We start from the raw sequence: 22,399 nt of genomic DNA, 5'->3' as shown, positions 1-22,399 counted from the left end.
GTATAGCTTCTGTATGGTAATTTTTTAACTAAAATTGGTAAACCATACAATTGTTTATTAAAAACTAAACCTCTATGAATTTAGAATACATAAGTTTAAAACAGTAATAAAATTGAAGGATTTTAAGCATTAACGTTTATGTATAAGGAAAGTTGCGTGTTTGTATGCGAGGATTTTCCGAAGGAAAATCAGAAGCTAGCAAACGAGCAACTCACATTGGTTTAGCTAAAACTAGCAATTTTTTTTATACGGTGTTAGCACACGTATTTATTTTTTTATTTTCACAATTTTTGTAACAGCGATACATCCTAAATCGAACCAACTTTTTCCCTCTTTTTGAGGAAAGATTACTTCTGCGTCTATTCCAATACCTCTATATCCAACTATACAATTATCTGGAAATTTCTCCCCAAATTCATTTATTAATATTTCATCTATATCCACACCTATTAAATGAGTTAAGTTGTAAACTGCGCATAGAATTAGCGCGCGAATGTCTTCTTCAGGATAACAATATTTAAGAAGTGCGAATTCTTCAAAAACAGAGCGAGCTTCATCGATCTCATTTTTTTCATAATAATCCTCATACCTTGATTTGTCTTCAGGCATTTTCGGCAGGTCGAACATATGACAAAATTTGTCCATTGCTAATTCAGCTTGCGCTCGTTCAGAAAGCTTTGAATTTTCAATTTCGTTTATTAAGTTGGAAAGTTCTATGTTAGATTCAATCCAAGCTTGCATAGGGTTTTCCATATGTGTGCTAACTAGATAGTAACGTATGGTTTATTCAGTTTCCATTCGTTTTATTCTTCCACCAAGTACTCTACTTTCATCTATGCTTTCTGGGTTTCCGTAAATAAAAATATCGCCACCAGCACGAACTTTTGCTGTTACTTTTTTTGAGGCAAATACACGAGCCTCTCCAGCTGCCCTAATGGAAACTTCGGTATATTCGGTTTTTAATTCTTCGCCATTATAATCTCCGCCTGTATAAATAGACACATCTTGATGTTTTGCTTTACCAGTGGCATAAATATCGCCTCCTGTTACTGCTCTAATATTTGCATATTTTACATCTAGATTAACTTTAATTTCTGCGCCTTCTTGTGCATTTAAATCTATCTCAAATTGCTCAATAACGTCATCTGAGTGAATTTTTGCGCCTTCGTTACCATCAATAACATCAATATTAGTGTAGTATAATTTTACTATTGTATTGCTACCATCAAAAGCTTCTTCAAGCTTCATTTTTATTTTTAAAGTACCATTTTTATTGTTCACAACAACATCATTTCTATTCTTACCGGTAATAACAACCTTATCTACATCAGATTTAATTAACTCTACTTCAATTAAATCGTACACTTTAAGTTCGCTAAACTCTCCAACGGTTTTATCAATTTCTTTTTGAGCAATTGAATTATAAGAGATTAAGAATACAAGAAGGTATGCTAAATATTTCATATGTAAAGTTTTGGTTTTATTTGTAACGTAAATTTATCAATAATTATTCCGTTGTCTTTTTAGTTTATGAAAACTTTATAATTACAAACTTATTCTACCTTAACCGCTGTACCCGTAACAGAAACCATTACATAATTACTTGTTGTAAGCTCTATCTCTACTTTTATACCTACTACAGCATTCGCTTTTATTTTTTGCGCATTTTCAACTAGTTTTTTAAATGCTTCTTCTTTTATATTTTCAATATTTTGCTCTAAAGCGGTATAGTATTTAGACATGCTAAACCCCATTGCTGTTGCTTTTTTACTCATAGCAACTCCTGTTACAATACTTAAGTAATCTTTTATGGTATGGCCCTCTATGGAATTGGTTGTAGTAAGTATCATAGTATTTTTGTTTGAAATTATACGTAATTGTATAATTAAGAAAATTAGGTTTATTTTAGTAAACTAGTAGTATAGTTAATAACTTTAAGCACACAACATTATATAAAAAAATTGAAATTTATGAGCAATTTATCAAAAATTAAATCGGAAATAGAAAATTATTCAAATGAATCTAATTTAACCGAATTGCAAATTGTTGAGAAATTAGAAAAGCATTTTTTTAATAAAAAAGTAAATGATAATTTAAAACTTTATAAGAAAGGGAAAAAGAAAGTAAGAGATATTACCAAAGATTTAAAAATATCACCAAGAAAATTTTACGCTATTTTAGAAAAGAAAAAAATTGAGCACAAAAAGTATAATAAGAACTAAAGAATTTCTTTTCTTCAATTCACATTTTCGTAAAATTACTGCCAGCGAGATTGTATGTGGCTTGTAGCGTGCAAATTATAAAATCATTTTAGGATGAAACACAAGCCAGATTTTTTAATTTTACTGTTTATCTTTTTTATTCAACTGTGAAGTAATATTCTCGTTCTGATTCGTTTAAAAATCTCCATGAAACATTATCACAGCTATTAAAACCAATTTGATTAGGGTAATTTGCAATCGGATAATTATTTATAATAAATTCATTTCTATCTAAGTTTCGAATTATTCCATCTTGCCAGCTAATTACATAATCACCTGTAAAATTCGGTTTTAATCCTATTCTATAAGTGTAAGATATATTATTAGTTTCTAATCTAGGAATAACTTGTAATTGTGCATTCTCGCAACTTGGAAGAGCTGAAAATTGACCAATATCAAACATTAAATCAAATTTATCAATAGCATCTTTACAATTGTATACTTCTGTGGGTTCAATAAATTTATAAATTGAAAAAATATCGCTTCGTGGACTTTCAGCGAAAATAGAATCATTAAGTGCTAAATCAAACACCTTACTTGATGTCTTGCCAGTAATCCATATTGTATCATTAAGTGAAAAACTAGATTGAGCTGAAATATTTACTTTAAATGAATTAAATACTAATGTGCTTTCTTCGAATTCGTCTTCACATTGAAAAGCCATTAATAAAGGCGCCACGAGTATAAACTTTAAAACTTTCTTAAACATAATTTTATTTTATTTTTAGATGAAAAATTTTTGAAAAGGTTGCGTCAAATGTTTTACAACTAAAAATATAACTAGATAAGGTGTTTTTAATATTAAATACTTGATTTTAAATTTATAAAAAAATCTCAGGCCAATAATAGACCTGAGATGTTAAAACTTACACAGTTTATGAGATACTGCCGTAATTAAATTAATGTTCTACTTTTCCTATTAAGTTAAAATCTAAGTGTTTCTTAACTAAATCGGTATTTTTAACTTTTACAACAACTTCGTCACCAAGTTGGTACACCTTGCCATTACTTCTACCTACCATAGCATATAAATCTTGGTCGAATGCGTAATGGTCGTCTTTCATATCTCTTACGCTTACCATACCTTCGCATTTATTAGAAATTATTTCCACATAAATACCCCAGTCGGTCACTCCAGAAATTACGCCTACAAATTCTTGATCTTTATGATCTTCCATAAAACGTATTTGCATGTATTTTATAGAATCGCGTTCGGCTTTGGTGGCTAGCATTTCCATATTACTTGAGTGGTTACACTTTTCTTCGTAGGTATCTTCGTTTGCCGATTTTCCACCATCTAAATAATGTTGTAATAAACGATGCGCCATAACATCTGGATAACGCCGAATAGGTGAAGTAAAATGACTGTAATAACTAAACGCCAACCCATAATGCCCAATATTATGTGTGGTATATTCGGCTTTACTCATACTTCTAATAGCTAAAGTATCTACTAAGTTTTGTTCTTTTTTACCAACAACGTCCTGTAATAAATTATTTAAAGATGCCGTTGTAGATTTTCTATCCTTAAAATTAAGCTTGTAACCAAAACGACTTACTACATTTTGTAATGCGGCAAGTTTACTTTCATCTGGCTCATCGTGCACGCGATATACAAATGTTTTTTTAGGTGTTTGTTTTCCAACAAATTCTGATACTTTACGGTTGGCCAACAACATAAATTCTTCAATTAATTTATTAGCATCTTTACTGGTTTTAAAGTATACGCCTTCAGGGTTATTGTCTTCATCTAAATTGAATTTTACTTCAACCTTATCAAAGGAAATAGCACCGTTTCTCATGCGCTTATGTTTCATAATTTTAGCAAGTTCATCCATTTTTAGTATGGCATCTGCTAATTTCTGATTAGTTTCGTATGTTTTTCCTGTTAATGATACTTCAGCAGGAATTATATTAGTTTTAGATTCTATTACTGCTTGTGCCTCTTCGTAAGCGTAACGAGCATCACTATAGGTTACTGTTCTGCCAAACCATTGGTTTTTAATTTCTGCTTTATCATTCATTTGAAATACTGCAGAAAATGTATATTTTTCCTCATGTGGACGTAAAGAACAAGCATTGTTAGATAAAACTTCTGGAAGCATAGGCACTACGCGATCTACTAAATATACGGATGTTGCGCGTTCGTAAGCTTCATCGTCTAAAATGGTACCTTCTTGTAAATAATGCGATACATCTGCAATATGAATTCCTATTTCGTATAAGCCATTGTCTAAAACTTCAAACGATAAGGCATCATCAAAATCTTTTGCATCTTTAGGATCTATGGTAAAGGTTAAATCTTTACGCATATCGCGTCGTTTTGCAATTTCTTCCTTGGTTATAGAGGTATCAATTTTGTTAGCAAAATCTTCTACTTCGTGAGGGAACTCATGTGGTAGGCCGTATTCTGCTAAAATGGCGTGTATTTCGGTATTATGTTCTCCTGGTTTTCCAAGAATCTTCAACACTTTTCCATAGGGAGAATCGGCTTTTTCTGGCCAATCTTCTAAAGAAACTAATACCTTATCACCATCTTCTGCTTTTAAGGTTTTATTTATAGGTACAAAAATGTCTTTGTACATTTTGTTACTATCAGGAATTACAAAAGCGTAATTACTATTTTTTTGAATTTGTATAACACCTACATATTCAGATTTTGCACGTTTAATAACGTTGGTAATTTCTCCTTCAATTTTACCTCGTTTTCGTCTTTTATAAGCATAGAATTCTACTTCATCGCCATGTAATGCTTTGTTAATATTGTTTGATGCTATAAATACATCATCATCAAAATCTTCTGAGATAATATACCCAGAACCTTTAGCAGCCATATCTAAAATTCCTGTGTGGTACTCGGTATTTACTACCGCTTTAAATTTACCACGATCTACTTGTAATATTTCTTGTTTTGTGGCAAGTTTTGCTAGGGTTTTTATAATTTGGTTTCGGCTGCTAGCATCGTTAACACCAAGTTTTGCAGCTATTTGCTTATAGTTATAAGTTTGGTTTCTGTCTTTTTTTAAAATACTTAAGATTGTATTTGTAAGGTTGGGAATACCTTTACTTTTAGATTTCCCTTTTTTCTTTCTTGTCATTTAATTTATGTAATCATATTCTTTTCCTAAAGATACATAGGAAATTTGTTTTATAAATAGCTTTATTTTCGAGAAGATGAGCTATTTGTTTCTACAAAGCTAATGTTTTAATATTTAATCGTATTTATTTTATGTTAAATTCAAGTTATCCACATTATATATTATATTAATATTTTCTTTTTAAAATTTAAAAAAATAAATGATGGTTATTATAGTGTGTTGATAGCGGTATAACTTTTTTAAGCTTTATTTTGATATATATGTTATTGCATTTTATTGATACGTAATTAACAGCTTTAAAAAAGGTAATAGCTTAAAATTTAGTTAATTTGAATTTACTATCAACAATTGTTTATAACCTAAACTAACAACAATTGTTTAATAATTATTTTAGTTAACATAGCTAAAAAGTATAGATTGAAGTGCTGATAACTTAACCAAAAATTTACATTAACTTATTTGCATGTTAATTAAACGTTACGGATTAAAAATTTTAATTGATTTTCCTAATTATTTTTATAAAAAACAATCTATAGATATTAACAAGTCATTAAAAATGTAGTTAACAGCATTTGGTTTTAGTAACTTTGTAATATAAAACTATTATTATTTAGAACTATGACCATCTCGATAGGAAACGACCACGCAGGTACAGACTATAAATTTGCAATTAAAACATTTTTAGAAAAACAAGGACATACGGTTGTTAATTTTGGTACCGATGTTCACGATAGTGTAGACTATCCAGATTTTGTACATCCGGTTGCTAAAAGTATAGTTAATAAAGAAGCAGATTTTGGTATTTTAATTTGTGGTAGTGCCAATGGTGTTGCAATAACGGCTAATAAATACCAAGAGGTTAGAGCGGGTTTGTGTTGGACCAATGAAATTGTGGAATTGGTAAGGCAACACAACAATGCTAATATTTTATGTATTCCGGCACGTTACACTGCTATACCACAAGCTATTAAAATGGTTGAAACCTTTTTAAAAACAGATTTTGAAGGAGGTAGGCACCAAAACCGCATAAACAAAATTCCGTTGTCTTGTTAATTAAATTTTAATTTTTTTAGATGGGTCATTCTCATGATCATAATCACGCACATCATCATCATGGCGACTTAAAAGGCCGCAACCTTTTTATTTCCATTTTACTCAATATAGCAATTACAGTTGCGCAGGTAATTGGGGGAATTTTATCTGGAAGTTTAGCTTTATTAAGTGATGCACTTCATAATTTTAGCGATGTACTTTCTTTGGTGGTTAGCTATATTGCTAATAAACTAACCAAAAAGAAAGCGTCGTTTCAAAAAACATTTGGGTATAAGCGCGCAGAAATTTTAGCTGCTTTTGTAAATGCGGCAACCTTAATAATAGTAGCTGTTTTATTAATTATTGAAGCGGTAGAGCGTTTTCAGAATCCGCAGAAAATAGCATCTAATCTTGTTATTTGGTTATCTTTTATTGCTATTCTAGGCAATGGTTTTAGTGTTTTATTACTTAAAAAAGATGCTGAATCTAATATGAATATGAAAAGTGCATACCTGCATTTATTAACCGATATGATGGCGAGTGTTGCAGTATTAATTGGTGGTTTATTAATGAAATATTACCAATTGTACTGGGTAGATAGTGTATTAACTTTTGTAATAGCCTTGTATTTAATTTGGATGGGGTACGATTTATTAAAAAACTCTACTAAAGTATTGATGTTGTTTACGCCAGATAGTATTCCTATTCAAAAAATTGTTGATGAAATAAATACATTTGAAATGATAAAAAACGTGCATCATGTGCATGTATGGCAATTAAATGAAGAAGAAATACATTTAGAAGCACATATAGATTTTAATGCAGATATTACACTATCTCAATTTGATGAAATTTTGCAACAGGTAGAAGAATTGGTGTTTCGTAAATACGATATTAACCATGTAAACATACAGCCTGAATATGGAAAGGACGATGCCAAGGAAGTGATAGTACAGGATTAAAAAATAACTTTAGCAAAGAGATGCGCTAGGGATTGAGGTATTTGTTGAAGCTCTTTTTGTGTTGTTGCACCTATGCAACACAAAAAAGCGACTGCCGAAAGCCCGACCCTTGTGGTAGCGCCCTAACAAAAATATTACGTTTGGATATACAGATAAAAACCTTTAAAGAACTTTCTACCGATAATTTGTACCAATTACTGCAACTACGTAGCGAGGTATTTGTGGTAGAGCAGGATTGCGTGTACCAAGATATTGATGGTAAAGACCAAAAAGCATTACATGTTTTAGGTTTTAAAAATGAAGTATTGGTGGCTTACACCCGTATTTTTAAACCTGGAGATTATTTTAATGAAGCCAGTATTGGTAGAGTGGTGGTTAAAAAAAACGAAAGAGCTTTTAAATATGGTTATGCTATTATGGAGGCTTCTATTAAAGCTATTTCTACTTATTTTAACGAAACTACCATTAAAATTTCAGCTCAAGAATATTTAAAACAGTTTTACACTAACTTAGGTTTTCATCAACAAGGAACATCTTATCTAGAAGATGGTATTCCGCACATAGCCATGTATAAAGAGTAGCTAACGTTTTAAAGCAAAATATCCTCTTAATATTTCTTTGTTATTTAATACTATTTCGTACCAATAGCTATCGTTTGGTAAAAATTTACCGTTAAAAGTACCATCCCATCCTGGGGAGTTTTTAGGTAAAAACTTTACAAGTTTACCAAACCTGTTGTAAATAGAAATGGTATTTATACTGTTATTGGTATCAATTACTTGCCAAAAATCGTTTGTACCATCGTTATTAGGTGTAAAATATTTTGGTATAAAATAAGGACTATCTGATATTATTACGCTAAAACTGGTTTCGTTGCTAAAACATCCGTTTTCGTTGTATATGTATATGGTTTGGGTCCTGGTAATTTCGTCACCCACAGTTAAAGGTATGCCATTACCTAAAGTAGCCGTAAAATAGTTTCCATTGGTTATTGGCGGTAATATATACGATGTTCCTATAAAATCTTCTAAGTTATCTACCAAAACTTTACTGCTGCACTCCTCAATAGATATAACATAATCTTGATAATTTAGTGGTAACCACGTAGACCGATTATTAAGTAAATCATCAATTATAACGCAGGTTAGATTAGTATTCCCGCTAAAGTCTATTAAGGTTATATTTACATTGTTGCCATTATTAATATTTAAATAACACAGCTGGTTGTTACTACAGTTTAACTCAATTAAGTCGGTTTGGGCAGATACATCAAGCTCATTTAGTACGTTATTGGAACAGTTTAATATGTTTATTTTTAGGTTGTTGCTTAAATCTAGAATATTAAGTTCATTACCGTCGCAGGAAAGTTGCGATAAATCGGGGTTTTTACTTAAATCTAAAGAAGTTAAGTTATTGTTGCTACATATTAACCTGTTAAGCTTTGTGTTTAAAGATACATCTAAATTTAAAAGGTTATTATTTCCACAAGTTAAAACGTTTAATTCAGAATTACGAGATAGGTCTAGGTTTGTTAAATTATTTTCTTCACAACGTAGCGAAATGAGATTAGGATTATTGCTTACATCGATAACTGATAGTAAATTGTTAAAGCACCAAAAAATTTGAAGGTTACTATTAGCACTTACATCAATACTACTTAACTGGTTATCTTGAACAAATAGTTGGGATAGTGCTGCAAAATCTTCTATACCAGTAAGGTTTTGTATGTTTTTGTTGCTAATTGTTAAACTGGTTATGTTAATAATATTTGCTGTGGGTACCACATCATCTAATGGTGGTGTATCGAACCCCAAATCAATTAAAGCTTGTTCAAAATTATCGTCTGGTACAAATGTGTTTTGTGAAACACCTTTAAAAGTTAAAAAGAGTATAGTGGCAAGTAAAAGGCATAATTTGTAGGCCATTACTATTTATTTAGTGTTATCTCCAACGTAAGTAATTACAATCTCTACACGTCTATCGAATTTTGGGTCGCCACCTAACGGAAATCTTCTACGCATGCCTATATAACGCATACGATTTTTGTTTACACCTTTTCTAGCAAAATAGTCGTAAACATATTTTGCTCTAGCAACAGAAAGATTGCGTTTTTTTGTGCGTTTATCTATGGCATCTCTTGTGTATTTTGTACAGCACACATGGCCTTGAATGGTAAAATATATATCATCTCGTTCTAACAGAGCTTTTGCTATATCTTCTAATATTTTTTTAGATTCTGGTACAACGGTACTATACCCTGTTTTAAACAAAATGTTCTTAAAAATAATTTTGTCCCCTACTTTTATATCTCCTTTTATTTGTTCTGAAATGGAGGGGTCTTTAACAGTTTCTTTTTTAACAGGCTCTGGTTCAATTTTTGGTTCTGGGGCTTTTTCGCTAACAATAATTTCTACTTTTCTATTAAGGCCCCTAATTTTTAAAATGTCTTTTTCGTTAACAATTTTAAGTAGTATTTCGCCCTTACCATCTACATTTCGTATTAATTCTTCGCTAATTTCGTTATTGGCAAAAATAGTTTTTATGGCATCGGCACGCTGTTGAGATAATACCATATTGTAAGAATCGGCACCAACATCATCACAAAAACCATATATAACAATAGATTCTATTTCTATATCTTGAAGTTTAGATATAAAGAGTAATAGCCTATTTTCCTCGGTTTTAGGTACTACAAATTCATCAGTATTAAAATACACATCGTGGGTGTATTGTGTTTGGGAAAACGCAACACTTAATTTAAGGCATAACAATATGATTACAAGTAGTCTATGCATTATGGGGAGCTATTAATGCTTAAAGATAATATTTTTTAGAAATCTACCTTAAATAATCCATGTAAGTCATAGTATTACCGAGGATTTGCGTACTTTTTTTAATATGTGCATCGTTAGCTTTATAATATTCGTATAAGCCTTCACGGTAGGCATATCGTTTTACAATCTCTTCTGTAAGCGATTTTAGTATAAAATCCTTATGAGCATCAATTGCTTGTTTTTTAGAGTTTCTTAATCCAGAAATAAGTGCATCGTAATCTGCTTTTATATCGTTGTTTAAATTTTCTTTAATTGAAGTTTCGTAGGCCTTATACAATGCTTTTTCGGTATCGGTTGTAAATGTAAAGTTGTTGTTCTCTAAAAAGATTTTAAAATCCTTGAAATCGGTATCGGTTAATTTAAAATTATCAATATCCAATGAAGGATTTTTATAGTAGTAATCTGTAGCAAAATCGAATATTAAATCGCTATTTAATATCGCTTTAGTAATGGTTGTATTTTTTACTTTGTTGATAGTAACATCAGGAAAAATGCCGCCACCATCAAAAACTTTACGTCCGTTTTTGGTTTTAAATTCGTTGTAATTTTCTTGTTTTACACGAACCGCCTCACCATTTTCGTTTCTATTCCAATAATCTAAAGATTGAATACAGCGTCCTGATGGCGTGTAATATCTAGAAATGGTTATTTTTACTTGAGTACCGTAAGTTAACTGTTTTGGGCGCTGTACCAAACCTTTACCAAAACTACGCGCGCCAACGATTACGGCACGATCTAAATCTTGTAATGTACCAGATACAATTTCACTAGCCGAAGCACTAGACTCATCTATTAAAACCACTAAGGGAATATCGGTATCTAAAGGTTCTCTACTGGTAAAATATTGCTTGTTGTATTTTTTAACTTTAGACTTTGTAGTAACTACCAGTTGCCCTTTAGGCACAAATAAATTTACAATATTAACAGCCTCGTTTAGCAATCCGCCAGGGTTCCCTCTTAAATCTAAAATAAGGCGTTCTGCACCTTGGGCTTTTAAATCTCTTATGGCATAACTAGTCTCTGCCGATGCTTTACGGTTAAATTTACTTAACACAACATATCCTGTTTTGGTATCTACCATAGAGTAATGCGGTACTGCTTTTATCTCTACTTCGGCACGCTCTATAGTGGCCGTTTTTGTGTTGTTGTTGCGTTTAAAAGTTACATTTACGGTACTTCCCGAAGCGCCTTTTAGTAAATTACCAGAGTCTTCTTTGTAGTCTGAAACCATAATATCGCCTACTTTTATAATTTCATCTCCAGCTTTTAAACCTGCTTTATCTGCGGGATAATCTTTATAAGGCTCTATTATTATAAGTTTATCTTTTTGGGTTTTTACACGCGCGCCAATACCTGTGTAATCTCCAGTATTGTTAATTCTAGCGGCTTCTACATCTTGCTCGTTCATAAAGCGCGTGTAGGGGTCTAAATCGTCCAACATGCTTTTTATGGCAGTATCCATTAAATCTGCAGGATTAGTTTCATCAACATAATTCATATTGATTTCCTTGTAAAGCGTTGTAAAAATTTCAATTTGTTTCGCTATTTCAAAAAAATCGTTTTTAAATGCCGTGGTACTTATAAATATAGCAGATAAAATTATTGGAACTACTATGTTCTTTTTTACTATTTTCTTCATCTAAATTATTTTTTACTCTTTTTTATCCATCGTCTCAACAAAAATATGGCAATGCCTGCAATAACAATAAGTGGCCACACATAAAGTATTCCTAAAAAGAATACTGAAATACCATTAAACCCGCCTTTAACAGCGTTCCACATTTTTGTACCGTAACTTGTTGTTACTGGAGCTTCTGAAGTTAATTTGTAAAACTCTATGTTAATGGTGCTTAACGATACTTTATCTTGAAGGTATTTTAAACGCCCTTGTTTTGCTTCAATCTCTTCGCGAATATTAGAGAGTTCGCGTTCTATTTCAAGAATTTCTTTAACGTTTTTAGCTTTGTTCAATAGTTCTAAATAACGTTTTTCTAGGGTTTGTTTTGCTTTTAAGCGGGCTTCTAAATCTATAAATTCTTCGGTAACATCTTTGGCAGAAATACGTTTACTATCAAAATACGATACGTTTTCACTAATGGCATCTATGGCTGTTTGAAAGTTTGAAGTGGGAATTCTAATTACTAAATGTCTGGTAATGGTGTTGTAGGATTTATTAGAATTATCGTCTTGTACAAAACCATTATTGGTTTTTACCGCTGAAATAATTGCACTGTAACTTTTTTCTAAATCTTGTGTTTCAAATTTAAGATATGAGGTTTTAATAATTTTTTGTGGTTTTGCTTCTGCAGGAACAGAAACTAAACCGTTTATAGATGAAGATTCTTCTATAACAACCTCTGTATCCATTGCTCCTTCGTTGTAATTATAGTTTTTAGATGAAGGCGACGAACACATTAATGGTAGTGTTATAACCAATATATAAGAAAACAATTTCATAAGCTTGCTTATTTAAGTTTTAGAAAATGTGTTCGAAAATTTTTCAAACAACAGTTTCATACGTGTTTCAATTTGGGCAAAAGAGGGTTTTTCTTTGCCAATGTACAAAATCATAAACGCATGTTGCGTTGTTAAATTGTTAAAATACACAGCTTTATTTAGCCTGTAAACTTCTCTTAACAAACGTTTTATGTGGTTTCTGTCTACCGCAGTTTTAAAATGGCGTTTAGATACCGAAACCCCAGTTTTTGCTATAACAGCATCATCAAAAGTAGTGCCTAAGTATACTAACCGTAATGGAAAAGCTGTAACCGATTGTCCTTCGGCAAACAACTGCTCTATTAGTTTTTTGCTCTTAAGCTTTTCTTGTTTTGGGTACGTAAATTTCAAGTGTTTTGTTTTGTTGGGCTAAAGGTAGTGAAATATAAAAATTGAAGTTTTAATGAATTTAAACCTTTCAATTTAGTATTTTTAATATGGTGTTAGTTACACAGCTTTTTCGGTAAGAATTAAAATTTCCAAAAAAATAATGTATCGTTATTTTATTAAAAGACTTTTAGATTTTTTTTCGGCATTAGTATTACTTATTCTACTATTTCCTGTATTTGTAGTTGTTACTGTAGTTTTATTTATAGCAAACCAAGGCGCTCCTTTTTTTGTACAGAAAAGACCTGGTAAAAACGAAAAAATATTTAGTATTATAAAATTTAAAACTATGAATGACAAAAAAGATACTGATGGAAATTTATTAAGCGATACGGAACGATTAACCCCTTTGGGGGCATTTATTAGAAAAACATCATTAGATGAAATACCTCAGTTAATAAATGTATTAAAAGGCGAGATGAGTTTTATTGGGCCAAGGCCTTTGTTAATTGAATATTTACCATACTACAGCGATAAAGAAAAGAAAAGGCATTCTATTCGTCCCGGTATTACAGGGTTAGCCCAAGTTTCTGGAAGAAATTTACTAAACTGGGACGATAGGTTGGCTAAAGATATAGAGTATGTAGAACATGTTTCATTTAAAACAGATTTTAAAATTTTTATTAAGACCATTAATAGCGTTATTACATCAAAAGATATTGTTGTAGATCCGCATGCTGTAATGCTTAATCTACAAGAAGAAAGAGGTTCTTGTGATGCGGCAAGACGTGATTAAACTTAGTAAATAAAAATTTTAATTTTTCTGTATTAAAAAATTCCCAATTGCTATTGCATCTAAACCAGTAGAAAAAAAACATCTTATAGCATCGTGTGGCGATTCTACAATAGGCTCTCCTTGTATATTAAAACTGGTATTTAGCACAACTGGAACCCCTGTTTTAATACCCAATTTTTTTATAAGATTATAGTAACGTGGGTGCAATTCTTCTTTTACAGTTTGTAATCGCGCACTGCCATCTACATGTGTAACCGCAGGAATAATATGTTGCTTTTCTTTACGTACATTACAAACCTTGAGCATAAAAGGCGCTTCAACTTCTAAGTCGAAAAACTCATTCTTAGCTTCTAAAATTGTAGAGGGTGCAAATGGGCGGTAGGCTTCCCTAAATTTAACTTCGGCGTTTATTTTATCTTTCATTTCTGGAAAAGCAGGGTTTGCTAATATGCTCCTGCTACCAAGAGCTCTGGGTCCAATTTCCATAGTGCCTTGAAACCATCCTATAATTTTTCCTTTTTCAAGTAAAGAGGCTGCTTTTTCAGATATATCATCATAATATTCATAGGAGATTTTTGCGCCTTTTAGTACATTTTCTATCTCTTCGTTGGTGTACGATGTGCCAACATAAGGATTTAAATGCACATAATTTCTAGGCATATCCAAGATATTATTATAAAGATAATAGGCGGCTCCAATAGCAGTACCATTATCGCCAGCTGCAGGCATTACATAAATATCTTTAAACTTACTTTCTCTAACGATACGCCCATTCATTACGCTATTTAACGATACGCCTCCAGAAATAACTAGATAATCTGCCTTGGTTTTATCGTATAGAATATCGCATATTTCTAATACAGTATCTTCTAGTACTTTTTGAAACGCTGCCGCAACGTCCAGATGGTGTTGTTGAAACTCTTCTCCGTGTTGACGTGGTTTGCCAAAAATTTTAAAAAACTTAGGTGAACAGCGTTTCCAGCTCATATTCTGATAGTTAAAATAACTAAGGTTGAAATGTATTCTTCCGTTTTTATCTACGCTAACTATTTTTTTAACCTCTTCCTTAAAGGTGTTGGGATTTCCCATAGGGGCTAACCCCATGGTTTTCCCCTCATCATAACTTGTTCTAAATCCGCAAAACTGTGTTACTGCTTCATAAAATGAGCCTAACGAATGAGGAAAAAAACTTTCGCTTATACACTTAATTTTATTGCCGTTTCCGTATCCTAACCAGCTTGTTGCCCACTCGCCTGAACCATCAATTCCTAATAATGCTGCTTCTTTGTAAGGTGACACAAAGAAGGAACCAGGCGCATGACTGTAATGGTGGGGAATAAAATGTACTTTAGGGCCACTTTTTTTAGTGCTCCAATGGTAGTTATACCAGTTCCAAAACCCTTTTTGCTTGTTATATGCATGTACAAACTCATGATTTATAAAGGGTTTAAAACTTTTTAAATTCTTAACGCAATGCCCAAGCTTTTTATTAAGATTGTGTGTTGGTTTTATTGAAATTGCTATGTAATCTATATCATCATAGGTTTTATTAGCAATTTTTAAACACCTATCAATAGCTTTTTGTGGAAAAACTCTGGTGTGTTTGTCTCTGTTTAAGCGTTCTTCCTCTATTGCAGCTTCTAATTTTCCGTTTACTACCAAACAAGCAGTGGAGTCGTGAAAGTAGTAGTTAATTCCCAGAATAACCATTTTATATACAGGTTAGGTTTAACAATACTTCAATGTTATGTAATATTTAATAATTAGTAAATGATATCCGTCAGATATAAAGAAAAAAGCACTTTTCTCTTCGGTTAATAGCATGCTATGATAAAAATCATAAAATAACTAACAGTATAACAGTAATTTAAGGGATTGATAATTAACTAAACTTTTTGGGTATGGGCGATATGAATGTTAAAAAACTAAAAAAGAAAAAGGATAGGGCTAATTACGTTCATCATTTATTAAACGATATAAAAGCCCTAGACCTTATGTTAAAAAAGGGTATAATTGAGACCGAGCCCATTCGCATAGGCGCAGAACAAGAGTTTTGTTTGGTAAAACCTAATTATTCCCCAAGTGACAATGCTTTAGAAATTCTAAAAGATATTGATGACGAACATTTTACCACAGAAATTGGTAATTATAACCTAGAGGCAAACCTAGATCCGTTAGAGCTTAAAGGCAGTTGTTTTTCAAACCTTCATAATCAACTAGATAGTTTGCTTAAAAAAGCAAAAGATGCAGCCGAGAAAAAGCACACTAAAATTGTGCTTGCGGGTATTTTACCATCCATAGGTTTAGATAATATTGGTGAACACCAAATGACGCCTTTACAACGTTATACCGTTTTAAATGAAGCTATTAAGGATTCCAGAAAGCAAGATTTCAATATTCATATTCAAGGTGTAGATGAGCTTAACCTATTGTTCGACTCTGTAATGTTAGAGGGTTGCAATACTAGTTTTCAAATGCATTTACAAGTAAGTCCTAATTCGTTTATAGACACTTACAATTGGGCACAGGCCATTGCAGGACCTATATTAAGTGCTTGTGCTAATTCCCCTTTATTATTTGGCAAAGAATTATGGAGTGAAACTAGAATTGCTCTTTTTACCCAAAGTATAGATACCAGGGCTAAATCATTCTTATTAAACGAAAATCAATCTCGTGTAAGTTTTGGAAGAAATTGGTACACTGGTACAGTAACCGATATTTTTAAGGATAATATTTCCCGATTTAGAAGCTTTTTAACTTCAGCATATATAAAAGATAGTGTAGACCTTATTGAGAACAACCAAACCCCTAAGTTATTGGCATTACAATTACATAATGGCACGGTATACCCATGGAATAGAGTTTGCTACGGTGTTGGTAATAACAAACCCCATTTAAGAATTGAAAATAGATATATTCCGTCTGGTCCTACAACAGTTGATGAAATAGCAAATATGGTATTTTGGGTTGGTGTAATGATGGGGAAACCTAAAAAATACGATAACATTCATAAACGTTGGGATTTTAAGGACGTTAAAACCAATTTTTTTAATGCAGCACGCTACGGAATGGCAGCACAAATGTATTGGGACGGTAGCTATAAATCTTGTTTGGATTTAATATTAAACGAGTTGCTTCCTATGGCCTACAAAGGATTATATAAGTTTGGTGTAGCTCCTAAAGATGTAGAATATTATTTAGCAATTATTAAAAATAGGGTAAAAGCTTTAAACGGGTCAGAATGGACGGTAAGAAGCTACAGGCATTTACTTAAAAGCCATAAACGTTTTGAAGCAATGCAAATTCTAACCTCAAAACTTTATGAAAAACAAGAGCAAGGGCATCCAGTTGCTACATGGCGTATTTTAGAAGAAACAACAGAATTGCCAGATGCTGATAGTAGAGTAGTAAAGCATATTATGAGTACCGATATTTTTTCGGTGTATAAAACGGATAGTATTGAATTAGTACTAAACATTATGGAATGGAAAAATATACACCATATGCCAGTTATTAGTCACGATAAAGAATTAATAGGCGTACTGTCCTGGAAAGATATAAAAGACTTTAAAGATGAAAAAGAAAGCGCCATACACCCTGTGGGAAGTGTTATGATTACCAATGTTATTTCTATCGAAGATCAAACCAAAATACCCGAAGCTAAAGCTTTAATGGAAGCTAACAACATTCGTTTTTTACCCATAACCAAGCAAAAAAAGTTAATTGGTTTAATTACTTCAAACGATTTATAATTTTATGGATACACTACAAACCAAAGCACCTTTTACAAATAAAGACACGCGTATACTTTTTAAAATACATAAAAATATAGATTTGCCTACTGTGGTGTTTTTTGGAGGTATCCATGGTAACGAAAAAGCGGGTGTTACTGCATTAAAACAATTGCAAAGTACAATAGACACAGCTGTTGTAAAAGGAAATGTATATGGCGTTTTAGGAAACTTAAAAGCCTTGGAGGAAGACCAAAGGTATATTGATGAAGATTTAAATAGGCTTTGGACTAAAGCAAAAATAGAGCTTACACTAGCTAAAAAAACGCACAATACAGAAGAAACACAATTATTAGAACTTCTTACTGTTTTACATAATATTCTTAAAGAGAATAAAGGTCCTTTTTACTTTATAGATTTACATACCACTTCTAGTAAAACCCTACCATTTATTACCATTAACGATGCTTTAATAAACCGAAGATTTTCAAAATTGTTTCCAGTACCTATTGTTTTGGGTATTGAAGAGTATTTAGAGGGTGCTTTATTAAGCTATATAAACACGTTGGGCTATGTTTCTATTGGGTTTGAATCTGGACAGCATACCGATTATAGTTCTGTTGAAAACAATATAGCTTTTATCCATTTAGCTTTAGTATTTTCTGGAATTTTAGATAACACCGATACCGATGTACAAACCCATTTAAAAACCTTAAAACTAGCTTCAGAAAACGATGATGATTTTTATGAAATAGTGCATTTACAAAATATAACTAGTAATGATAATTTTAAAATGAAAGGCGGCTTTAAAAGTTTTCAGCCCATTACAAAAGGTACACCAATAGCACACTTTAATAATACTGAAATACGCTCTGATTATAATGGCCATATTTTTATGCCATTGTACCAAAATAAGGGTAACGAAGGTTTTTTTATTATTAAACCCATAAAACCATTTTTTTTAAAATTGTCAACCGTATTAAGACGCGTAAAAACCGATAGCTTGCTTGCCTGTTTACCAGGAGTTTCTTGGATAAATAAAAATGAAGGTATTTTACAAGTAAACTTAACCATAGCAAAGTTTTTGGCTAAACCTTTATTTCATTTATTAGGTTATAGAAATAGGGAAATAACGAGTACACATTTAAGACTAAATAATCGAGAGCGTGTAGCTAAGACTAAAATTTATAAAAGAGAGCCTTGGTATTGAGGCCTAAAGTTAAAAATCACTTAATTACTTCATTTAAATGTTTAGCAATTAAGTGATTTTGTTTTATTAAAAATAAAAAAATTAACGTTGGCCTTTTTTAAAACCGTAAGTGTTTTGGTGAATAAAATCTTTTGGAAATATATCATCACCTTTAAATCCAATTTCTACCGTGCCGCTATCTTCAGGTATGTAGTTAGTTTTAAAAATATAATCCCAAAGACTTAAACTAATACCGTAATTAACACCATATTTTCCTTCTGGTAATGTGTAAGCATGGTGGTATAAATGCATTACTGGATTATTAAAAATATACTTTAGCGGCCCCCATGTAATTTTAATATTAGAATGATTAAGATGACCAATCGTTATTGCTATAAAGTGTACAATATAAGCTTGTTCTGGCTCAAAACCACCAAGTAACATTACACCAAATGTTTTAAGTGGTTTATAAAGTATATTCTCCATCCAGTGGTATCTTAAATGAGCGGCAAACCCCATTTCTTTTACACTATGGTGTACTTTATGAAACTTCCATAAAAAACTATATTTATGTAACAATACATGTGTAAACCACTGTACAAAATCTAAAACAATAAAGAAAACCAATAATTGCAACCACATGGGCCAATAAGCGGTATCTACAATGGCGAAACTTTCTGCTGTTATATTAAATTCACCAAAGAGAACGCCTAGTATTTGATAAACTCCACTTATAACAATCGCAAATATGAAAAAATTAAAATACATGTAAAATGCATCTAACCAAAAATCTTTTCTAAAAATTGACTGTTCTTTTCGCCAAGGAAATGCAATTTCCAATAACCAAACCACTAAGGAAATTACTGTAAGCCCCCAAAAATAATTTGTGTACCATGGAACTTCAAATAATATCGATTTCCATGTCCAATCTAAAGTTCCCATAAAGGCATTAACAAATGCGTCTAAATACTTTTTCATAATTTTACTTACTTAAAATTGTTATACTGTCTTTTTCAAATGGTAAATCATTAAAGTAGCTCCACTCTGTCCATGAGCCATCATAATTTTTTACATTTTTATATCCTAATAATTGTGTTAGCACAAAAGTTGTATGTGCTGAACGAACGCCACTATGGCAATACAAAATAATAGAGTCGTTCTTTTTTACATTTAGTTTACTATAAATATTCTCTAATTCTACTAACGATTTAAAGCGCATATCGCCTCTATAATTTATAGCCTCTGCCCAATCTATATGAATACTCCCTGGGAGTCGTCCTGCTTTAAATGCTCCTTTTTTTTGTCGTTTTCCTGTAAATTCATCTTCACTTCTGGTGTCTAAAATAACCGTATAGTTGTTTAAAGCTTTAACCACCTGTTCTTTTGATATATGATATTGCATCTTAGGATGCTCTGTAAGTTTAAAAATAGTTGCATTAACTTCGGGTATTTCTGTAGTTACAAAACCATTATTTAACTTCCACTCTAAAATTCCACCTTGCAATAGTTTTACATTTTTAAAATTATAGTTTTGCAAGATCCACCATAATCTAGAGGCTTCACACAATCCATTGTCATCATACACTATAATAGTATCCTCGGTTTTAATACCAAGTTTTCCAAATAATGTTTCTATTTGTATTTTACTAGCCATAATGCCTTCATAAGGGTAAGCGGTTTCCTCAATATCTGTTCGCCAAATGTTTAAAGCACCAGCTATATGTTCTTTTTCATAAATTTCTTTTTTTCTAAAATCAATTATTTTAATGTTTGGGTGTTGTGCAATTCCCTTTAATTCTTCTGCTTCAATTAAATACTTGGTTTTAACACCTTCTACCACATCATTTGTTTCATGTTTACATGCCCAAATGAAAAATAGAATTACGGCAGCATTAATCTTCCAGCGCATACCAATCAATATCTGTTAAAACCGATCGTCTTCCTTTTGCTTTTGGTGGATAGTTGGTAACTAAATAATTAACAATAACCTCTTGGTTACGCCCTAAGTCCCAAAGGTTTTGCGTTTCTTGCATCCACTTAATTGTTGTATTCCAACGTTCAGCATTCATTCTATTTTGTGTCACTAATTTTGAAGAGTGACAATTAGTACAATTGTTTACAACAGTCATTAAGCCTTCAGCATCTACTAAACCGGTTCGTACATGAATTCCATTTTCAATCCTGTCTTCATCAACTTCAATAGGTTTAAATGCAACAGTTTCAGGTTTTAACATAAAATCTAAAGCATTAGGGTTTACCATATAATAAAGCATTCCACCTCCAGAAATTATGAATAATGCTAAAAGTAACATCAATAGGCGACGCACTTTTCTAACTTGTACCCTAAAAGTTTCTTCTTTATTCATTTATGTAACTTTTATTGCTATTCTGTGGCAAGCATTATTTAAATATCCTTTTGGATTCCAACCGGGTAAAAGCATAGGTTGCGCAATACCGTTGGTGTCTGTTGCTCTTGCCCAAACCTCATAATAACCAGGTTTTGGAAAATTTACTGTGGCCGAAAAATGTTGCCATGCTAAACGGTTTTTTGGTTTTTCTACAGGGCATGTGTTCCAGGTGGCGCCAAAATCTATGGAATATTCCATTTTAGCAACTTCCAATTCTCCTGCCCAAGCATGCCCCCTAATATTTAAAGACTTTTCTTTTTTTATAATCGCACCAGTTTTAGGATAGGTTATTATAGATTTAACAGGCATAGACTCTATAATGCACATATCTTCATCTTTTACTTTATCTCCTGGGGCAACGGGTTCGCATGGTACTCGGTAGGCTGTACCAGTCATTTTTGTACCATCATGTACTTTGTTACGAATGCTAATTCTATTTATCCACTTACCAGAAACCGAAGCTGGCCAACCACCTGCAACCAAACGTAAAGGATACCCATGAACTAGTGGAATATCTTCTCCATTCATTTTAAAAGCTAAAAGGGTTTCATCTTGTAAGGCTTTATTTATTGGGCAACCCCTAGAAATTGGTTCTTTGTTCGGATCCATACTAAGGTGTTTATCTATGGCATGATAGCCAATATAAACGGCGTTATTTTTAATACCGGCATCTTCTAAAACATCGCGTAAGCGTACACCAGTCCAAGAGGCGCAATGTACCGCACCTACAGTCCATTGGTTTCCTTTTGCTGGCGGATCGAACTCTGCACGCCCATTGCCACCACATTCTAATGTTAATTGATAGGTATGTTGCTGAAATTTAGATTTTAACTCGGATAGGGTATATGATGTTTTGTTTTTTACCGATTCTCCATCAATAGTGAGGGTCCATGTTTTAGGATCAATATCTTCAGGTACTAAGCCATTATTTCTAATAAACATACAGGAATTTGGTGTAATCTTATCGTCCAACAAATGTGCTTGTGCTTCAATATTCCATGGTTTGTCGTTAAGTACAACCATGTCTTTATGCTTATTAAATAATTTGAAAGGATCAGGATCTTGTAACGCCAAAGGTGTATAACCTTTAAGCATTTTAGACCCAAAAACAAGATCTGCCCCTATTAGGCTAGCAAATGAACTTAATGTTGCTTTTTTAACAAAATCTCTTCTTTTCAAAATATTTAATTTAAAGTTAAGGTAACCAACTTCCTAATTTACAGTGTATAAGGGTTTTTTTGTGTAACCAATGTTACATAAAAAAG

The 22,399-nt window shown here is 32.0% G+C and carries 22 protein-coding genes; 7 read left to right on the top strand and 15 right to left on the bottom strand.

Features of this window, described 5'->3' with window-relative positions:
• Nucleotides 1–267: 267 nt before the first annotated feature.
• The 3 genes from CLV33_RS07240 to CLV33_RS07230 form a co-directional block, all read right to left on the bottom strand.
• Nucleotides 268–741: a hypothetical protein gene (locus tag CLV33_RS07240; RefSeq protein WP_170063987.1), complete on the bottom strand. Its 474-nt coding sequence runs from the start codon at nucleotides 739–741 to the stop codon at nucleotides 268–270.
• Nucleotides 742–783: 42 nt separating this feature from the next.
• The gene (locus CLV33_RS07235; RefSeq protein WP_105473330.1) at nucleotides 784–1,464 is read right to left on the bottom strand and encodes a head GIN domain-containing protein; all 681 of its coding nucleotides are present in this window, start codon (nucleotides 1,462–1,464) and stop codon (nucleotides 784–786) included.
• Between the two features lie 89 nt (nucleotides 1,465–1,553).
• A complete protein-coding gene (locus CLV33_RS07230) occupies nucleotides 1,554–1,850 on the bottom strand; it encodes a YbjQ family protein (RefSeq protein WP_105473329.1) in 297 nt (98 codons plus the stop codon).
• Between the two features lie 120 nt (nucleotides 1,851–1,970).
• On the opposite strand from CLV33_RS07230, the gene CLV33_RS07225 reads away from it, so the two are divergent.
• Nucleotides 1,971–2,222 (top strand): hypothetical protein, encoded by a 252-nt coding sequence (locus CLV33_RS07225; protein WP_105473328.1) that lies wholly within the window; start codon nucleotides 1,971–1,973, stop codon nucleotides 2,220–2,222.
• 136 nt (nucleotides 2,223–2,358) lie between these two features.
• Here the strand turns inward: CLV33_RS07225 and CLV33_RS07220 are convergent, their stop codons facing one another.
• Nucleotides 2,359–2,970 carry a hypothetical protein gene (locus CLV33_RS07220; RefSeq protein WP_105473327.1) on the bottom strand — a complete coding sequence of 204 codons (612 nt, stop codon included), beginning with the start codon at nucleotides 2,968–2,970 and terminating at the stop codon, nucleotides 2,359–2,361.
• Nucleotides 2,971–3,160: 190 nt separating this feature from the next.
• Nucleotides 3,161–5,359: a ribonuclease R gene (rnr, locus tag CLV33_RS07215; protein ID WP_105473326.1), complete on the bottom strand. Its 2,199-nt coding sequence runs from the start codon at nucleotides 5,357–5,359 to the stop codon at nucleotides 3,161–3,163.
• 618 nt (nucleotides 5,360–5,977) lie between these two features.
• Here rnr and rpiB point away from each other — a divergent pair.
• The 3 genes from rpiB to CLV33_RS07200 all read left to right on the top strand — a co-directional run bounded on the left by rpiB (nucleotide 5,978) and on the right by CLV33_RS07200 (nucleotide 7,934).
• Nucleotides 5,978–6,412: a ribose 5-phosphate isomerase B gene (gene rpiB / locus CLV33_RS07210; RefSeq protein ID WP_042240247.1), complete on the top strand. Its 435-nt coding sequence runs from the start codon at nucleotides 5,978–5,980 to the stop codon at nucleotides 6,410–6,412.
• 20 nt (nucleotides 6,413–6,432) lie between these two features.
• Nucleotides 6,433–7,353, top strand: a complete 921-nt coding sequence (locus CLV33_RS07205) for a cation diffusion facilitator family transporter (RefSeq protein ID WP_105473325.1) — start codon at nucleotides 6,433–6,435, stop codon at nucleotides 7,351–7,353.
• A gap of 140 nt (nucleotides 7,354–7,493) precedes the next feature.
• Nucleotides 7,494–7,934, top strand: coding sequence for a GNAT family N-acetyltransferase (locus tag CLV33_RS07200; RefSeq protein ID WP_042240686.1), 441 nt, complete (start codon nucleotides 7,494–7,496; stop codon nucleotides 7,932–7,934).
• Here the strand turns inward: CLV33_RS07200 and CLV33_RS07195 are convergent, their stop codons facing one another.
• The 5 genes from CLV33_RS07195 to rnpA are packed head-to-tail and all read right to left on the bottom strand — an operon-like array spanning nucleotide 7,935 to nucleotide 13,034.
• Nucleotides 7,935–9,278, bottom strand: coding sequence for a T9SS type B sorting domain-containing protein (locus CLV33_RS07195; protein WP_105473324.1), 1,344 nt, complete (start codon nucleotides 9,276–9,278; stop codon nucleotides 7,935–7,937).
• Nucleotides 9,279–9,284: 6 nt separating this feature from the next.
• Nucleotides 9,285–10,148, bottom strand: coding sequence for an OmpA family protein (locus tag CLV33_RS07190; RefSeq protein WP_105473323.1), 864 nt, complete (start codon nucleotides 10,146–10,148; stop codon nucleotides 9,285–9,287).
• A gap of 43 nt (nucleotides 10,149–10,191) precedes the next feature.
• On the bottom strand, nucleotides 10,192–11,826 hold the full coding sequence (locus tag CLV33_RS07185; protein ID WP_105473322.1) for a S41 family peptidase: 1,635 nt from the start codon (nucleotides 11,824–11,826) through the stop codon (nucleotides 10,192–10,194).
• A gap of 5 nt (nucleotides 11,827–11,831) precedes the next feature.
• The gene (locus CLV33_RS07180; protein WP_105473321.1) at nucleotides 11,832–12,644 is read right to left on the bottom strand and encodes a DUF4349 domain-containing protein; all 813 of its coding nucleotides are present in this window, start codon (nucleotides 12,642–12,644) and stop codon (nucleotides 11,832–11,834) included.
• Between the two features lie 12 nt (nucleotides 12,645–12,656).
• Nucleotides 12,657–13,034, bottom strand: a complete 378-nt coding sequence (rnpA, locus tag CLV33_RS07175) for a ribonuclease P protein component (RefSeq protein WP_105473320.1) — start codon at nucleotides 13,032–13,034, stop codon at nucleotides 12,657–12,659.
• A 139-nt stretch (nucleotides 13,035–13,173) separates the two neighbouring features.
• Here rnpA and CLV33_RS07170 point away from each other — a divergent pair, with 139 nt between their 5' ends.
• Nucleotides 13,174–13,806 carry a sugar transferase gene (locus CLV33_RS07170; RefSeq protein ID WP_105473319.1) on the top strand — a complete coding sequence of 211 codons (633 nt, stop codon included), beginning with the start codon at nucleotides 13,174–13,176 and terminating at the stop codon, nucleotides 13,804–13,806.
• A gap of 18 nt (nucleotides 13,807–13,824) precedes the next feature.
• Here CLV33_RS07170 and CLV33_RS07165 read toward each other — a convergent pair whose 3' ends face one another.
• Nucleotides 13,825–15,516 carry a carbamoyltransferase family protein gene (locus CLV33_RS07165; protein WP_105473318.1) on the bottom strand — a complete coding sequence of 564 codons (1,692 nt, stop codon included), beginning with the start codon at nucleotides 15,514–15,516 and terminating at the stop codon, nucleotides 13,825–13,827.
• A gap of 191 nt (nucleotides 15,517–15,707) precedes the next feature.
• On the opposite strand from CLV33_RS07165, the gene CLV33_RS07160 reads away from it, so the two are divergent.
• Together CLV33_RS07160 and CLV33_RS07155 are read left to right on the top strand one after the other, a co-directional pair.
• A complete protein-coding gene (locus tag CLV33_RS07160) occupies nucleotides 15,708–17,558 on the top strand; it encodes a CBS domain-containing protein (protein WP_105473317.1) in 1,851 nt (616 codons plus the stop codon).
• A 4-nt stretch (nucleotides 17,559–17,562) separates the two neighbouring features.
• On the top strand, nucleotides 17,563–18,747 hold the full coding sequence (locus CLV33_RS07155) for a M14 family metallopeptidase (RefSeq protein ID WP_105473316.1): 1,185 nt from the start codon (nucleotides 17,563–17,565) through the stop codon (nucleotides 18,745–18,747).
• A gap of 81 nt (nucleotides 18,748–18,828) precedes the next feature.
• Here the strand turns inward: CLV33_RS07155 and CLV33_RS07150 are convergent, their stop codons facing one another.
• Genes CLV33_RS07150 through CLV33_RS07135 form a run of 4 tightly spaced genes read right to left on the bottom strand, consistent with a single transcriptional unit; the run spans nucleotide 18,829 to nucleotide 22,313 of the window.
• The gene (locus CLV33_RS07150) at nucleotides 18,829–19,704 is read right to left on the bottom strand and encodes a sterol desaturase family protein (protein WP_105473315.1); all 876 of its coding nucleotides are present in this window, start codon (nucleotides 19,702–19,704) and stop codon (nucleotides 18,829–18,831) included.
• A 4-nt stretch (nucleotides 19,705–19,708) separates the two neighbouring features.
• On the bottom strand, nucleotides 19,709–20,635 hold the full coding sequence (locus CLV33_RS07145) for a sulfurtransferase (protein ID WP_105473314.1): 927 nt from the start codon (nucleotides 20,633–20,635) through the stop codon (nucleotides 19,709–19,711).
• The gene (locus tag CLV33_RS07140; protein WP_105473313.1) at nucleotides 20,619–21,092 is read right to left on the bottom strand and encodes a monoheme cytochrome C; all 474 of its coding nucleotides are present in this window, start codon (nucleotides 21,090–21,092) and stop codon (nucleotides 20,619–20,621) included. Before CLV33_RS07140 ends, CLV33_RS07145 begins: the two co-directional genes overlap by 17 nt.
• On the bottom strand, nucleotides 21,093–22,313 hold the full coding sequence (locus CLV33_RS07135) for a sulfite oxidase (protein WP_105473312.1): 1,221 nt from the start codon (nucleotides 22,311–22,313) through the stop codon (nucleotides 21,093–21,095).
• Nucleotides 22,314–22,399: the final 86 nt, after the last annotated feature.

This window comes from Jejuia pallidilutea (assembly GCF_002973595.1).
Classification (GTDB): Bacteria; Bacteroidota; Bacteroidia; order Flavobacteriales; family Flavobacteriaceae; genus Jejuia; species Jejuia pallidilutea.
The sequence above is the reverse complement of the archived record's forward strand: the minus strand, read 5'-3'. Positions and strand labels throughout refer to the sequence as shown.

What these genes read in the sequence shown, in the direction of transcription:
- CLV33_RS07205 (WP_105473325.1), top strand. Translation starts at nt 6,433, where the DNA reads ATGGGTCATTCTCATGATCATAATCACGCACATCATCATCATGGCGAC.
- rpiB (WP_042240247.1), top strand. Translation starts at nt 5,978, where the DNA reads ATGACCATCTCGATAGGAAACGACCACGCAGGTACAGACTATAAATTT.
- CLV33_RS07190 (WP_105473323.1), bottom strand. Translation starts at nt 10,148, where the DNA reads ATGCATAGACTACTTGTAATCATATTGTTATGCCTTAAATTAAGTGTT.
- CLV33_RS07220 (WP_105473327.1), bottom strand. Translation starts at nt 2,970, where the DNA reads ATGTTTAAGAAAGTTTTAAAGTTTATACTCGTGGCGCCTTTATTAATG.
- CLV33_RS07185 (WP_105473322.1), bottom strand. Translation starts at nt 11,826, where the DNA reads ATGAAGAAAATAGTAAAAAAGAACATAGTAGTTCCAATAATTTTATCT.
- CLV33_RS07225 (WP_105473328.1), top strand. Translation starts at nt 1,971, where the DNA reads ATGAGCAATTTATCAAAAATTAAATCGGAAATAGAAAATTATTCAAAT.
- CLV33_RS07170 (WP_105473319.1), top strand. Translation starts at nt 13,174, where the DNA reads ATGTATCGTTATTTTATTAAAAGACTTTTAGATTTTTTTTCGGCATTA.
- CLV33_RS07165 (WP_105473318.1), bottom strand. Translation starts at nt 15,516, where the DNA reads ATGGTTATTCTGGGAATTAACTACTACTTTCACGACTCCACTGCTTGT.
- CLV33_RS07155 (WP_105473316.1), top strand. Translation starts at nt 17,563, where the DNA reads ATGGATACACTACAAACCAAAGCACCTTTTACAAATAAAGACACGCGT.
- CLV33_RS07160 (WP_105473317.1), top strand. Translation starts at nt 15,708, where the DNA reads ATGGGCGATATGAATGTTAAAAAACTAAAAAAGAAAAAGGATAGGGCT.
- CLV33_RS07195 (WP_105473324.1), bottom strand. Translation starts at nt 9,278, where the DNA reads ATGGCCTACAAATTATGCCTTTTACTTGCCACTATACTCTTTTTAACT.
- CLV33_RS07180 (WP_105473321.1), bottom strand. Translation starts at nt 12,644, where the DNA reads ATGAAATTGTTTTCTTATATATTGGTTATAACACTACCATTAATGTGT.
- CLV33_RS07240 (WP_170063987.1), bottom strand. Translation starts at nt 741, where the DNA reads ATGCAAGCTTGGATTGAATCTAACATAGAACTTTCCAACTTAATAAAC.
- CLV33_RS07150 (WP_105473315.1), bottom strand. Translation starts at nt 19,704, where the DNA reads ATGAAAAAGTATTTAGACGCATTTGTTAATGCCTTTATGGGAACTTTA.
- CLV33_RS07235 (WP_105473330.1), bottom strand. Translation starts at nt 1,464, where the DNA reads ATGAAATATTTAGCATACCTTCTTGTATTCTTAATCTCTTATAATTCA.
- CLV33_RS07230 (WP_105473329.1), bottom strand. Translation starts at nt 1,850, where the DNA reads ATGATACTTACTACAACCAATTCCATAGAGGGCCATACCATAAAAGAT.
- CLV33_RS07145 (WP_105473314.1), bottom strand. Translation starts at nt 20,635, where the DNA reads ATGCGCTGGAAGATTAATGCTGCCGTAATTCTATTTTTCATTTGGGCA.
- CLV33_RS07140 (WP_105473313.1), bottom strand. Translation starts at nt 21,092, where the DNA reads ATGAATAAAGAAGAAACTTTTAGGGTACAAGTTAGAAAAGTGCGTCGC.
- rnr (WP_105473326.1), bottom strand. Translation starts at nt 5,359, where the DNA reads ATGACAAGAAAGAAAAAAGGGAAATCTAAAAGTAAAGGTATTCCCAAC.